Here is a 13,404-nt window from a genome sequence, read left to right as displayed (position 1 = left end):
GCCTCAGGACCGCAACACTTTCAGAAACACCCGTGGCCATGTTGCGGCGCAATGCAATTCTTGAATATTTGAATTGTCCTGATTACGAACACTGTGATCTATGCTAAATTATGACCTTGCCACCGACTTTGGTTAGGATACCCAGCTTTCGCGGCTCAACGGAGGGGCAATTTCCGTGGGATTATCGATTGCACTATGCTTTGCGAATAGACACGAACCCAACCGAAAGGAAGTCAAATGGGACGGCCTTAGCTATGTTGGCGTGTGTAGACATTGCGGTAAAACTATTAAACGCAAGAAACACAAGGTATGGAAACTTGCCGATGACAATGCTGATGACGAATAGAAAATAATAAGTAGGACTACTTATAACGGTGGGTTGAACCGCAATTCGCCTCAAAACGCACCCTCGCGGGCGTTCTGCTTCGCAGCGCAGCATTTCACACGAAGCGGCAAAGTCATGCCCGCTCCTGCCGCCCACATGAAATCCTGACCGGAAACCAGCCTGGGGAGAAATCGGGATTGCCACGGCAGCCGCAGGCGATTCGCCCCCGGGCTGCTCCCGCTTCCAGGGCCGGGCAAGAATGCGTGCCTGGCGGGAGCCAGGTCAGGCCGCGCGGGCCTCGCTCGTCAATGTCACGAAAACATCTTCCAGGTCGGCTTCGCGCGTGGTCACGTCGATGATCGCGAAGCCCTGCGCCTGCAGCGCCGACATGATCTCGCCCGCATTGCTGCGATCCTTGTCATAGGTGATCTCAAGCGAGCGTTCGCCGGACTTCACGCATTTGACGAAGCCCGGATGGCTGGGCATCTCTTCCACTTCGCGGTCGAGCGTGAGGACGATGATCTTCTCGCGCGCCATGCCCACCAGCTCGCGGGTGGGCTTGTTGGCGATCAGTTCGCCATGGTTGATGATGGCGATGCGGTCGCACAGTTCCTCGGCTTCCTCGAGATAGTGCGTGGTCAGCACGATCGTCGCGCCTTCCTTGTTGAGCTCGGTGACGAGTTCCCACAGCTGGCGGCGCAGCTCCACATCAACGCCCGCGGTCGGCTCGTCGAGCACGAGCACCGGCGGGCGATGGACCAGCGCCTTGGCGATCAGCAGCCGCCGCTTCATGCCGCCCGAAAGCGTGCGGGCATAGGCGTTGCGCTTGTCGGCCAGGTGAACTGCGCGCAGCAGCTCTTCCGACCGCCTCAGGGTCTTGGCGATGCCGTAGAGCCCGGCCTGGATCTCCAGCACCTCGAAGGGGGTGAAGAAGGGATCGAAAACGATCTCCTGCGGCACGATGCCGATCGAGCGCTTGGCGTTGCGCGCGTCGCGATCGATGTCGAAACCCCAGATCTCGGCCGATCCCGAGGTCTTCATGACCATCCCGGCCAGGATGTTGATCAGCGTCGACTTGCCTGCCCCGTTCGGGCCGAGCAGGCCGAAGATGCCGCCTTCCGGCACGTCGAAGGACACGCCCTTCAGCGCCAGCTTGCCTTCGCCCGGGCCGGCCGGGGCGTAGCGCTTGACGAGGTCACGGATGGCGATTGCGGGGGATGTCGTGCTCATGGCGGTGCATGTGCGCCACGATCACGCCGCCGTAAAGAGCGCAAGCTCCACCCGGGAGATTGACCTCGGCAAGCGGCGAGCATATGATCCACACTATATCATTATCGCGAGCCGAAGAGGCCGCACTCGGGAGAAGCACCATGGCCACTGCCGCGACCGTTGCCGAAAAGGACTATTTCACCGACCACTCGGTCCTGCTCGACCCCTACGACTACTTCGAGAGCATCCGCGCGAACGGCCCGGTATACCAGATGACGAGCCGCGACGTTATGGTCGTGACGGGCTTCGCCGAAGCGGTGGAAGTGCTGCTCAACACGCGCGACTTCTCCTCGTGGCTGAACCCCGATCCGCTCGTGCGCCTGCCCTTCGAAATCGAGGGCGACGACATCTCCGAACTGCTCGATAGCCATCCCGGAAGCGAGATAGAGCTGATGGTCTCCTACGACGGCGAAAGGCATGCGGCCGCAAGGTCACTGCTGAACCCACTGTTCACGCCCTCGCGGCTCAAGGCCAACGAGGCCTTCATGCGTCGCTATGCCGACGAGATGGTGCGCGGCGTGGTGGAGGCGGGCGGCTGCGAACTGGTGAACCAGGTGGCCACGCCCTTCGTCACCATGGTCATCGCCGACCTGCTGGGCGTTCCCGCCGACGACCGCGAGGCGTTCCGCCAGCTCATCGACTCTGCGCCGCCTCCCGGCAACATGGACACGCCCGAGGGGCAGAGCATCCATCCCCTGATGGTCATGGGCGGTTACTTCGTGCGCTACATCACCGAACGCCGCGCCATGCCGCAGGACGATGTCATGACCGAGATGGCGCAGGCCAGATATCCCGATGGTTCGACGCCCGACGCGATGGAAGTGGTGAAATCCGCCATGTTCCTCTTCGCCGCCGGGCAGGACACCTCGGCCAAGCTCATCGGCAACGCCCTTCGCCGGCTGTGCGAGGACCAGGCCATGCAGCAGCAGCTTCGCGACGACCGCAAGCTCGTGGGCCCTTTCCTGGAGGAAGTGCTGCGCATCGAGGGTTCCACCAAGGCCACCTTCCGCATCGCCCGGCGCGCGACCCGCATCGGCGACGTGGACATCCCTGCGGGCAAGCGCGTCGTCGTCTCCCTCTCGGCGGCAAACCGCGATCCGCGCCGATGGGAGGACCCTGCCGAGTTCCGCATTGGTCGCCCGCGTATCCGCGAACATGTCGCTTTCGGACGGGGTGCCCACACTTGCGCCGGGGCCCCCTTGGCCCGCGCCGAAGTGGCGGTGATCCTCGATCGTTTCCTGGAACACACCAGCGCGATCACGCTCGACGAGGCACACCACGGCCCGGCGGGCGCGCGACGCATTTCGTATGAGCCGAGCTATATCATCCGTGGGCTGGCGGCGCTCCACCTGAATTTCGCGCCCGCCTGAGACGGCTGCGATGAAACATGGGCGCGCACCCGTGGCTCATGGCCCCGACCGGAGAGGCCATGGACCGGCGCCTCACTCATGCGCGCCATCGTAGACGCTGCGGCTCGCCTCTATCGCATCGCGCGATGCGAGCGCCCATGCGCTGAGCGCCTTCACCGGCCCGGAGAGCGAGCGACCAAGGTCGCTGAGCGCGTACTCCACCCGGACCGGGACCCCGGAATGGACGGTGCGGGTCACCAGGCCGTCGCGATCCAGCGCCCGCAGCGTGCGCGAGAGCATCTGCTGCGACACGCCCTGGATGGCCCGCTTCAACTCGTTGAAGTGCAGCGGCTGCTCCAGCAGCGTCATGATCACCAGCATCGACCACTTGTCCCCCACCCGGCTGAGGATGTCTCCGACAAGCCGGCAATCCTTGCTGGAGGGGTCGTGAACGGTGAGCGCGGCCGATGCCTCGCCCTCGTCGAAGGTGGTCAACTTCATGGTACCAGGTCCCGAAAATATGCGCACTTGGCGCGCCTGCTCCGGCAACATAGCTAGACCTGGTCATTTTTCCAGACCGAGGACCGCACCATGAAGCTTCTCCACATCGATTCCAGCATCACCGGCGAGAACTCGGCCAGCCGCGCCATCTCCGCCGCCATCGTCTCGGCTCTCACCACCGCCGATCCCGCGATCGAGGTCACCCGCCGCGACCTTGCGGCCGATGCCCTGCCCCACCTGACGCTCGACGTGCTCGGCGCGCCCGAAGGCACGCCCGAACTCGCCGAGTTCCTCGCCTCGGACGTGATCGTGATCGGCGCGGGCATGTACAACTTCACCATCCCCAGCCAGCTCAAGGCATGGCTCGACCGCGTGCTGATCGCCGGGCAGACCTTCCGGTACACCGAGACGGGCCCCGTCGGCCTCGTCGGCGACAAGAAGGTGATCGTCGCCCTGGCGCGCGGCGGGCTCTACAGCGAAGGCAATCCGAGCGCCGCGGTCGAGCACGCAGAGAAGTACCTGCGCGCCGTCCTCGGCTTCATCGGCATCGACAACCCCACTTTCGTCGTCGCGGAAGGCCTCGCCTCCGGCCCTGAAGCGCGCGAGAAGGCCGTGGCGCAGGCCCTTGCGGACGCCGGCACGATGGCGATCCCGGCGTAACCCGTCCGACCGGCGCATCCTGTCATCCCTGTAGAGCGGGATGACAGGATGCAGGCTCGCGAAAGGCGAAGGTTCTTGCGCAAGGGCCTGCCCCCGCTGCCCTTTTCGCGGCCCGCAAATCCCGTCTGGAATTTTCGCGCAGGCCTTGGTAATTCGCCTCCACCATGACCAACCCGCCCGAAACCGTCTTCACCGATTCCCACCGCGTCTCGTGCGACGGTGCCACCGACATCCGCGCCGGGGCTGCTCTTGGCCATCCGCGCGTGTGGCTCGAAATCGACGAGAAGGGCTATGTCGAGTGCGGCTACTGCGATCGCCGCTTCGTGCTGAAGGGCGGACCGGCGGACCAGCAGGCGGCCTGAAGCCGCCCTTTCCCGCGCGCATCGCCTTTGCCCGGCGGCGCCCTTCCCTGAACGCGTGATGGCGTCTATATCGGCGCCATGACCATCACCGACCCGCGCTCGCTCCTCTACAGCCAGATCTCGCCTGAAGAGGCGCAGGCACTCGCCGCCGAGACACTCGGCGCGTGCGAGGACGGCGAACTGTTCATGCAGTTCATCGCCAGCGAGGCCTTCGGCTTCGACGACGGCCGACTCAAGACCGCGGACTATTCGCGCGATGCGGGCTTCGGGCTGCGCGGCGTCTCGGGCGAGATGACGGGCTTTGCCCACGCCAACGAGATTTCCGCCGCCGCCATTCGCCGCGCGGGCGAGACGCTGCAGCTGCTCGATCCGGCGCGTGGGCTCCGTGCCGCGGCGCCCGTGCGCACCAACGCGAAACTCTATACAGACGCCTCGCCGCTCGACCTTGTCGGCTTCGGCGAGAAAGTGCGGCTGCTGGAACAGATCGACGCCGCCGCCCGCGCCCGCGACCCGCGCGTCTCGCAGGTCAGCGCCAGCCTTGCGGGATCGTGGTCCGTGGTTGAGATCGTGCGCCCTGACGGCTACATCGCCACCGACATCCGGCCGCTGGTGCGGCTGAACGTCTCGATCGTGGCGGAAAGCAACGGCCGGCGGGAAAGCGGCTCGTTCGGGATGGGCGGGCGCTATCTCTATGACGACCTGTTCGATCCCGCGAACTGGAACGAGGCCATCGACACCGCCCTTGCGCAGGCGCTCGTCAACCTGGAGAGCATCGACGCGCCCGCGGGCGAGTTTCCGGTCCTGTGCGGCGCGGGCTGGCCCGGCGTCCTGCTGCACGAGGCGATCGGGCACGGGCTGGAGGGCGATTTCAACCGCAAGGGCACGTCGGCCTTCTCGGGCCGCATCGGCGAGCGGGTGGCGGCGCCGGGCGTCACCATCGTCGACGACGGCTCGCTTCCGGGGCGTCGCGGATCGCTCACCATCGACGACGAGGGAACCCCCACGCGCGAGACGGTGCTGATCGAGGACGGCATCCTCAAGGGCTACATGCAGGACCGCCTGAACGCCCGTTTGATGGGCGTGGAGCCGACCGGCAACGGGCGGCGCGAAAACTATGCCCACGCCCCGCAGGTGCGCATGACAAACACCTTCATGAAGGGCGGCGAGGCCGATCCGGCCGAAATGCTGGCCGGCATGAAGAAGGGCATCTACGCCAAGAGCTTTGGCGGTGGGCAGGTGGACATCGTTTCCGGCAAGTTCGTGTTCTCGTGCACCGAGGCCTACCTCGTCGAGAACGGAAAGCTGGGCGCGCCGATCAAGGGGGCGACGCTGATCGGCGATGGCCCTTCGGTCCTCACCCGCGTGAAGGCGATCGGCAACGACATGGCGCTCGACCGGGGCGTGGGCATGTGCGGCAAGGGCGGGCAGAGCGTGCCGGCCGGTGTCGGCCAGCCCTCGCTGCTGATCGATGGGCTGACGGTGGGCGGCACCGCCTGAGGCACCATGCCGGCCTCGGGACGTTATCCTTGCCCGGCCCCCGCTCAGTTCTCATTCAGGCGGAACGTGGCATACGAAGGGCAAGGGGTGCGTTGAAGAGGAAATATCCATGAAGAAGATTGCCATCGCGGCGGCTCTCGCCGTGGGTACCGGCATGCTTGCAATGCCCGCCGCAGAAGCACGTCCCAAGCAGACCGGCGAGGAGCGCCTTGCCAAGATGCTTGAAGGACGCGAGGCCGGAAAGCCGGTTAGTTGCATCCCCTACACGCGGACCCAGGACGCGACCGTGATCGACAAGACCGCGATCGTCTACCGCGTCGGCTCCACGCTCTATGTCAACCGGCCCGACAACGTGGACCGGCTGACCCGCGACGACATCATGGTGACGAAGCTCTACGGCTCGCAGCTGTGCAACAACGACACCATCCAGCTGCGCGACCGCACGGCGCTCGGCATGTGGAACGGCTTTCTCGGCCTCAACGAGTTCGTACCCTACAAGAAGGTCAAGACCGCGGCCAGGTAAGCCCGTCGCGGGCCTTCCCTCGGCCGAGCGCACCAGGGCGGTCGGAAGCTTCGGCTTCCGGCCGCCTTTCCGTTGGAGCTGGCGCTGGTTAAGACGGGGGGCGTCGGGCCCCCGCTTCCTCAGATGTCGAGATTGGCGACGTTGAGGGCATTTTCCTGGATGAAGTCGCGGCGCGGCTCGACGATGTCGCCCATCAAACGCGTGAAGATCTCGTCGGTCACGTCGGCGTCCTCGACCTTGACCTGCAGCAGGATGCGGTTGTCGGGGTCGAGCGTGGTTTCCCAGAGCTGCTCGGCGTTCATCTCGCCAAGGCCCTTGTAGCGCGAGATCGCAAGGCCCTTGCGCCCGGCGGCGAGCACCAGGTCGAGCAGCTGGCTGGGCCGGGTGATCGCCTCGTCGCCCTTGGTGAGGCGGATGGGTGCGGCTTCCGCCGTTTCCTCGTCGCCGCGCTCCGCCGGGTCCGGCTCGCTCGTCTCGGCGGCGGCGCTGGCGCGCACGAAGCGCGCGCTGCCGGAATAGACCTCGGCGTTCTCGGCCGCGAGCTTCGCCAGCTTCCGCGCCTCGGCACTGGAGACGAAGCTGGCCTCGATCTTGTGATGGTCGGTGACGCCGCGCCACAGGCGTTCGATCTCGACGTTGCCATCCTCGGTGAGAGCCGCGCTCCAGCGGGCCTCGGTGTCGCCGCGCTGCAGCCAGGCGGCCGCTTCCTCGAGAGCGGCGCGGCGGGCCTCGGTTGCGATCCCGGGCTCCAGCGCCCCGGACAGCGCCAGCGCCTCGATCAGCACCGGATCGTAGCGGCGCGGCACGAAGGCCATGAGGTTGCGCATGCGGATCGCATGTTCGACCAGCCCCTCAAGGTCCGCGCCGAAACGCGCGCCCCCGGCGGTTTCGAGCACGCGGCCGTTGAGCCCGGCTTCCACCAGATAGCGGTCGAGCGCGGCGTTGTCCTTGAGGTAGACTTCCGAGCGGCCCTTGCTGACCTTGTAGAGCGGCGGCTGGGCGATGAAGAGGTGACCGGCGCGGATGATTTCGGGCATCTGGCGGTGGAAGAAGGTCAGCAGCAGGGTGCGGATGTGCGCACCATCGACGTCTGCGTCGGTCATGATGACGATCTTGTGGTAGCGCAGCTTGCCAAGGTTGAAGTCGTCGCGGATCCCGGTGCCCATGGCCTGGATCAGCGTGCCCACTTCCTTGGACGAGATGATGCGGTCGAAGCGCGCGCGCTCGACGTTGAGGATCTTGCCCTTGAGCGGCAGGATCGCCTGCGTCTTGCGGTCGCGGCCCTGCTTGGCGGAGCCGCCTGCGGAATCGCCCTCGACCAGGAACAGTTCGCACTTGGAGGGATCGCGCTCCTGGCAATCCGCCAGCTTGCCCGGCAGCGAGGCGATGTCCATCGCGCCCTTGCGGCGGGTGAGTTCGCGCGCCCGCTTGGCCGCCTCGCGCGCGGCGGCGGCGTCGATGATCTTCTGGACGATGGCCTTGGCGTGGGCGGGGTTCTCCTCCAGCCACTCGGTCATGCGGTCGGCCATGAGGCTTTCCAGCGGCTGGCGCACTTCGGAGGAGACCAGCTTGTCCTTGGTCTGCGACGAGAACTTGGGATCGGGCAGCTTGACCGAGACGATCGCGGTCAGCCCCTCGCGCATGTCGTCGCCGGTGAGCGTCACCTTCTCCTTCCTGAGGAGGCCCGACTTGTCGGCATAGCCGTTGAGCGTGCGGGTCAGCGCCGCGCGGAACGCCGCGAGGTGGGTGCCGCCGTCACGCTGCGGGATGTTGTTGGTGAAGCACAGCACGTTCTCGTAGTAGGAATCGTTCCATTCCAGCGCCACGTCGATGCCCACGCCGTCGCGCTCGGACGAGATCGCGATCGGCTCCTCCAGCAGGGCGTTCTTGTTGCGGTCGAGGTACTTCACGAAGGCCGCGATGCCGCCTTCGTAGAACAGGTCGTGCTCCTTGGTTTCCTCGTGGCGCTTGTCGCGCAGCAGGATGCGCACGCCCGAGTTCAGGAACGCGAGTTCGCGGTAGCGGTGCTCCAGCTTGTCGAAGTCGAACTCGGTCACGTTCTTGAACGTGTCGGTGGAAGCCAGGAAGGTCACGCGCGTGCCCTTCTTGAAGCCGTCGGCATCCGGGTTCTGCTCTGCCCTGGGCGCCGGGCCCTTGACCTCGAGAGGCGCCACGGCGTCGCCGTGGGCGAACTTCATCCAGTGCTCCTTGCCCTCGCGCCAGATGGTCAACTCCAGCCACTCGGACAGGGCGTTCACGACCGAGACGCCGACGCCGTGCAGGCCGCCAGAGACCTTGTAGGCGTTGTCGTCCGAGGTGTTCTCGAACTTGCCGCCCGCGTGGAGCTGGGTCATGATGACCTCGGCGGCAGAGACGCCTTCCTCGGCGTGAATGCCGGTCGGGATGCCGCGGCCGTTATCCTCCACCGAGACCGAGCCATCGGGGTTGAGCTCGATCAGCACGAGGTCGCAGTGGCCTGCCAGCGCTTCGTCAATGGCGTTGTCCGATACCTCGAAAACCATATGGTGCAGGCCCGAACCATCGTCCGTATCGCCGATGTACATGCCGGGGCGTTTGCGCACTGCGTCGAGGCCCTTCAGGACCTTGATGGAATCGGCGCCGTAGGCGTTCTGGTTCTTGGCGTTCTGGGTATCGCTGGACATGGCGAGCATATAGGGTTTGCGCGCCTGTAACCCAAGCGAAACCGGCGTATGCACGGGGGTTTTCCACAAGGTCCGCGTGCCCACCGGTCGCTCACCCAATACCCTGCGCCAGCACACCGCCGCATCGTGGCCGCCATTGCTGCAGCGCAGTGCGGATTAGGTTCGTAACGGATCAATCCGCCGCGATGAACATGCTTTTCATCCCAAACGGAGGTGATCCCCCGGCACCAGCCAAGCGCTCCTGCATTGGCCCTCCGTTCTTCGAAAATTAACGCGAGATTCAGCAAAGTGTCAGTTCATCAAGCCCACCTGTGGGGCGTCAAGGCCGCACAGGCAGGCATTCCGATTTCGTGCAATCCCTATCGAAACCCGCAAGCCCGCGCCGCCTGGGAGGCAGGCCACCGCAAGGACGTTTTCGCCGGACGCATGCAGCAGCCGTCCATTTCGCTGGACTGACGCGAGACGCAGGCATCTTGCAGCAAACGCAAAAGGGCGGCCGATGGGCCGCCCTTCTCGTGAGTTTCGGTGCGCCGCTGGCGTCAGGCCAGGGTGAGCGCGAAGGCCAGCGCGCTGGCGCCCAGCGCGGCAGCGAAACCGAACGTCCGATGGACGATGGTCATGGGAGTGCTCCTGCATTCATGTGGTTGTGAGCGGTAGCCATGCGCCGTGTCGGCTCATGCACCCCGCAGAAGCGAAATGGTGCTTCGCGTAACATCTGCAAATTCCAAAGCAACAATCTTGCTTGCATTTCTCGCAACCACTTAGTGCCTCAAGTTGCCTCCGCACGGCTGAAAATACCGCAAGCCCGGCCCCTTGCGGGCTGGACAGAAATCGCGTCTGATACTAGTGGCCCGCCATGAATATCCAGTCCTCCGAATCCGTCCTGATCGTCGACTTCGGCAGCCAGGTGACCCAGCTGATCGCCCGCCGCGTGCGGGAGGCCGGCGTCTACTCCGAAATCGCACCCTTCAACGCCGCGGAAGAAGCCTTCAAGCGGATGAACCCGGTGGGCGTAATCCTCTCGGGATCCCCGGCCTCGGTGCTCGACGAGAACGGCCCACGCATTCCCGATTCCATCCTCGAGAGCGGCCGCCCGCTGCTTGGCATCTGCTACGGCCAGCAGTCGCTGATGCACCAGCTCGGCGGCGCGGTGAGCGGCGGCGACGGTGGCGAATTCGGCCGCGCCTTCATCGAGATCGAGGATGAATGCGCGCTGTTCGACGGCCTGTGGGAAGTGGGCGAGAAGCACCAGGTCTGGATGAGCCACGGCGACAAGGTGACCAGCCTCGCGCCCGGTTTCCGTCCCGTCGCGTCCAGCCCCGGCGCCCCATACGCGGTCATCGCGAACGACGACAAGCGCATCTACGCCATGCAGTTCCACCCCGAGGTGGTGCACACGCCCGACGGCGCCAAGCTGCTCAAGAACTTCGTGCGCCACGTCTGCGGCCTTGCCGGCGACTGGACCATGGCCGAGTTCCGCAAGACCAAGATCGAGGAGATCCGCGCGCAGGTCGGCGACCAGCGGGTGATCTGCGGCCTTTCGGGCGGCGTCGATTCGGCCGTGGCCGCCGTCCTCATCCACGAGGCGATCGGCGATCAGCTCACCTGCGTCTTCGTCGACCATGGCCTGATGCGCATGGGCGAGGCCGAGCAGGTCGTCAGCCTGTTCCGCGGCCACTACCACATCCCGCTCGTCCACGTGGACGCCTCGACCCTGTTCCTCAAGGGACTGGAAGGCGTCACCGATCCCGAGGCCAAGCGCAAGTTCATCGGCAAGACCTTCATCGACGTGTTCGAGGACGAGGCGAAGAAGATCGGCGGCGCGCAGTTCCTGGCACAGGGCACGCTCTACCCGGACGTGATCGAATCGGTCAGCTTCACCGGCGGCCCCTCGGTCACGATCAAGAGCCACCACAACGTGGGCGGCCTGCCCGAGCGCATGGACATGAAGCTCGTCGAACCCTTGCGCGAACTGTTCAAGGACGAAGTGCGCGAACTGGGCCGCGAGCTTGGCCTGCCCGACGTGTTCGTCGGCCGCCACCCCTTCCCCGGGCCGGGTCTCGCGATCCGCATCCCCGGCGAAGTCACGCGCGAGCGCTGCGACATCCTGCGCAAGGCCGATGCAATCTACCTCGAGGAAATCCGCAACGCGGGCCTCTACGATGCGATCTGGCAGGCCTTTGCCGTGCTGCTCCCGGTCAAGACCGTGGGCGTCATGGGCGACAGCCGCACTTACGACAGCGTCTGCGGCCTGCGCGCCGTCACCTCGACCGACGGCATGACGGCCGACATCTACCCCTTCGACGCCGCCTTCCTCAGCCGTGTCGCCACCCGGATCATCAACGAGGTGAAGGGCATCAACCGCGTGGTCTACGACTACACCAGCAAGCCGCCCGGCACGATCGAGTGGGAATAATTTTTGCCCATCCGGGCGTATCCAAACTCACGCTGCAATACGACATAAGACAATGAAAATGCTGAAAAAATCTCTCTGAGACTTACGGCGTCTATCGCCGGGTTAGCCTCCCGTTTGACGGTATGGCTGGCGGTATGGCGCGTCTTGTCTCAACCGAAAAACGCATATACCGTCAGGGGCAAGAGAGCTTCTGACGGTATATTTTTTGGCATAAATACTTGTAAATTCTGAATAAAAGCTATGTCAGGCGGCCCAGTTTTGGCCTGACGGTATAATTGGGTGCTCTCCTGCATTTTTTGACCGATCTGGAGGGTGCAGATGCTGACCGACACCGCCATCAAGGCACTGAAACCAAAAGATAAATTATACAAGATTGTGGATCGTGACGGTATGTACGTCGTGGTCCAACCTTCGGGTTCAATCGTGTTCCGCTTGGACTACCGGCTCAACGGCCGTCGGGAGACCTTGACGTTGGGTCGTTATGGCCCGGCGGGTCTGTCTCTGGCCCGGGCGCGTGAGAAGCTGATTGATGCCAAGCGCGCGATTTCCGAGGGTCGCTCGCCGGCGCAGGAAAAGCAGCGCGAGAAGCGGAGGATCAAGGAAGCCAAGAGCTTCGGCCAGTTCGGTGAGCGCTGGCTTCAGGAAGCGAGGATGGCGGACAGTACACGCGCGATGCGGCGGTCGATCTTCGAGCGCGACATCCTCCCGGCGTTTCGCAATCGACTGCTAACCGAGATCCTGCCGGAGGATCTGCGCGGGTTGTGCGCGAAGGTAAAGGAACGCGGGGCGCCGGCAACAGCGGTCCACGTCAGAGACATTGTGAAGTTGGTTTTCGCCTTCGCCATCCTGCACGGGGAGAAGGTCGCCAACCCGGCCGACGAGGTTGGCCCATCGTCGATCGCGACCTTCGTGCCGAAGGACAGGTCGCTATCTCCCGCGGAGATCCGCATCATGCTCGGACAGCTTGAGCATGTCCCGACGCTGCCGACGATCCGTCTCGGGATAAAGCTGATTCTGCTCTCGATGGTGCGAAAGAGCGAATTGCAGGATGCAGTCTGGGACGAGGTCGATTTTGAGAACGCCGTCTGGTCGATTCCCAAGGAGCGAATGAAGCGCTCGAAAGCGCACAACGTCTATCTATCGCAGCAAATGCTCGACATCTTCATCGCTCTCAAGACCTGCGCCGGTAACTCGAAATACGTCCTGCCGTCGCGCTACGACGCTGACGCGCCGATGTCGCGGGCCACGTTCAATCGGGTCACGACGGCGGTGGTGGTGCGGGCCAAGAAGGAAGGAATGCCGCTGGAGTCCTTTACGGTTCACGATCTCCGGCGCACCGGCTCGACTCTGCTGAACGAACTGGGCTTCAACAGCGACTGGATCGAGAAGTGCTTGGCGCACGAGGATGGCCGATCCTCACGGGGCATCTACAACAAGGCGGAATATGAGCATCAGCGCCGGCACATGATCCAGGAATGGTCCAACATCGTGGACGCTTGGGTCGTGGGGGAGAAATACACGCCGACCCTTTATCCGCCGACAATGGACCTGCTTACGCCCGAGCCGGATGTTTGATGGGGCGGGTCTTGCGAAGCTGGACATCGGGCATGGGTGCGCGTTTCACGGTTTTCGCGCGCGAGGCGCGGCGGCGCTCCTCGAGCCAGGCTTCGACTTCGGCGAGGTCCCAGACCACGCAGCGAGACGTAAGATAGAAGCGCTGCGGAAATTCACCGCGCTGCTCCATGTCGTAGATGGTCGTGTCGGCCAACGGGACGATTTGCCGAAGCTCATGGCGCCGGATGGTCCGTGTCACGGCGGGAGGTTCGTGTGATTTCATCA

Annotated in this window: 11 protein-coding genes; 7 read left to right on the top strand and 4 right to left on the bottom strand. The window is 64.4% G+C overall.

Features of this window, described 5'->3' with window-relative positions; all coding sequences use genetic code 11:
• Positions 1 to 607 precede the first annotated feature (607 nt).
• Entirely contained in the window at positions 608 to 1,555 is a 948-nt protein-coding gene (locus tag GR702_RS06690) for an ABC transporter ATP-binding protein (protein WP_160985209.1), read from the bottom strand.
• 140 nt (positions 1,556 to 1,695) lie between these two features.
• On the opposite strand from GR702_RS06690, the gene GR702_RS06685 reads away from it, so the two are divergent.
• Positions 1,696 to 2,964, top strand: coding sequence for a cytochrome P450 (locus tag GR702_RS06685; protein ID WP_160985208.1), 1,269 nt, complete (start codon positions 1,696 to 1,698; stop codon positions 2,962 to 2,964).
• 72 nt (positions 2,965 to 3,036) lie between these two features.
• Here the strand turns inward: GR702_RS06685 and GR702_RS06680 are convergent, their stop codons facing one another.
• A complete protein-coding gene (locus GR702_RS06680) occupies positions 3,037 to 3,444 on the bottom strand; it encodes a winged helix-turn-helix transcriptional regulator (protein WP_160985207.1) in 408 nt (135 codons plus the stop codon).
• 90 nt (positions 3,445 to 3,534) lie between these two features.
• On the opposite strand from GR702_RS06680, the gene GR702_RS06675 reads away from it, so the two are divergent.
• The 4 genes from GR702_RS06675 to GR702_RS06660 all read left to right on the top strand — a co-directional run bounded on the left by GR702_RS06675 (position 3,535) and on the right by GR702_RS06660 (position 6,486).
• A complete protein-coding gene (locus GR702_RS06675; protein ID WP_160985206.1) occupies positions 3,535 to 4,104 on the top strand; it encodes an FMN-dependent NADH-azoreductase in 570 nt (189 codons plus the stop codon).
• Between the two features lie 164 nt (positions 4,105 to 4,268).
• Positions 4,269 to 4,466, top strand: a complete 198-nt coding sequence (locus tag GR702_RS06670) for a zinc-finger domain-containing protein (RefSeq protein WP_160985205.1) — start codon at positions 4,269 to 4,271, stop codon at positions 4,464 to 4,466.
• Between the two features lie 78 nt (positions 4,467 to 4,544).
• A complete protein-coding gene (gene tldD / locus GR702_RS06665) occupies positions 4,545 to 5,963 on the top strand; it encodes a metalloprotease TldD (RefSeq protein WP_160985204.1) in 1,419 nt (472 codons plus the stop codon).
• 109 nt (positions 5,964 to 6,072) lie between these two features.
• Positions 6,073 to 6,486, top strand: coding sequence for a hypothetical protein (locus GR702_RS06660; RefSeq protein ID WP_160985203.1), 414 nt, complete (start codon positions 6,073 to 6,075; stop codon positions 6,484 to 6,486).
• 119 nt (positions 6,487 to 6,605) lie between these two features.
• Here GR702_RS06660 and gyrB read toward each other — a convergent pair whose 3' ends face one another.
• Positions 6,606 to 9,158 carry a DNA topoisomerase (ATP-hydrolyzing) subunit B gene (gene gyrB, locus GR702_RS06655; protein ID WP_419880284.1) on the bottom strand — a complete coding sequence of 851 codons (2,553 nt, stop codon included), beginning with the start codon at positions 9,156 to 9,158 and terminating at the stop codon, positions 6,606 to 6,608.
• 847 nt (positions 9,159 to 10,005) lie between these two features.
• Between gyrB and guaA the strand changes: the two genes are divergently transcribed.
• The gene (guaA, locus tag GR702_RS06650; RefSeq protein ID WP_160985202.1) at positions 10,006 to 11,565 is read left to right on the top strand and encodes a glutamine-hydrolyzing GMP synthase; all 1,560 of its coding nucleotides are present in this window, start codon (positions 10,006 to 10,008) and stop codon (positions 11,563 to 11,565) included.
• A 318-nt stretch (positions 11,566 to 11,883) separates the two neighbouring features.
• Positions 11,884 to 13,140 carry a tyrosine-type recombinase/integrase gene (locus GR702_RS06645; RefSeq protein ID WP_160985201.1) on the top strand — a complete coding sequence of 419 codons (1,257 nt, stop codon included), beginning with the start codon at positions 11,884 to 11,886 and terminating at the stop codon, positions 13,138 to 13,140.
• Here the strand turns inward: GR702_RS06645 and GR702_RS06640 are convergent.
• On the bottom strand, positions 13,118 to 13,402 hold the full coding sequence (locus GR702_RS06640; RefSeq protein WP_160985200.1) for a helix-turn-helix transcriptional regulator: 285 nt from the start codon (positions 13,400 to 13,402) through the stop codon (positions 13,118 to 13,120). The genes GR702_RS06645 and GR702_RS06640 overlap by 23 nt on opposite strands.
• Positions 13,403 to 13,404: the final 2 nt, after the last annotated feature.

Source organism: Novosphingobium silvae, assembly GCF_009856825.1.
GTDB lineage: Bacteria > Pseudomonadota > Alphaproteobacteria > Sphingomonadales > Sphingomonadaceae > Novosphingobium > Novosphingobium silvae.
The sequence above is the reverse complement of the archived record's forward strand: the minus strand, read 5'-3'. Positions and strand labels throughout refer to the sequence as shown.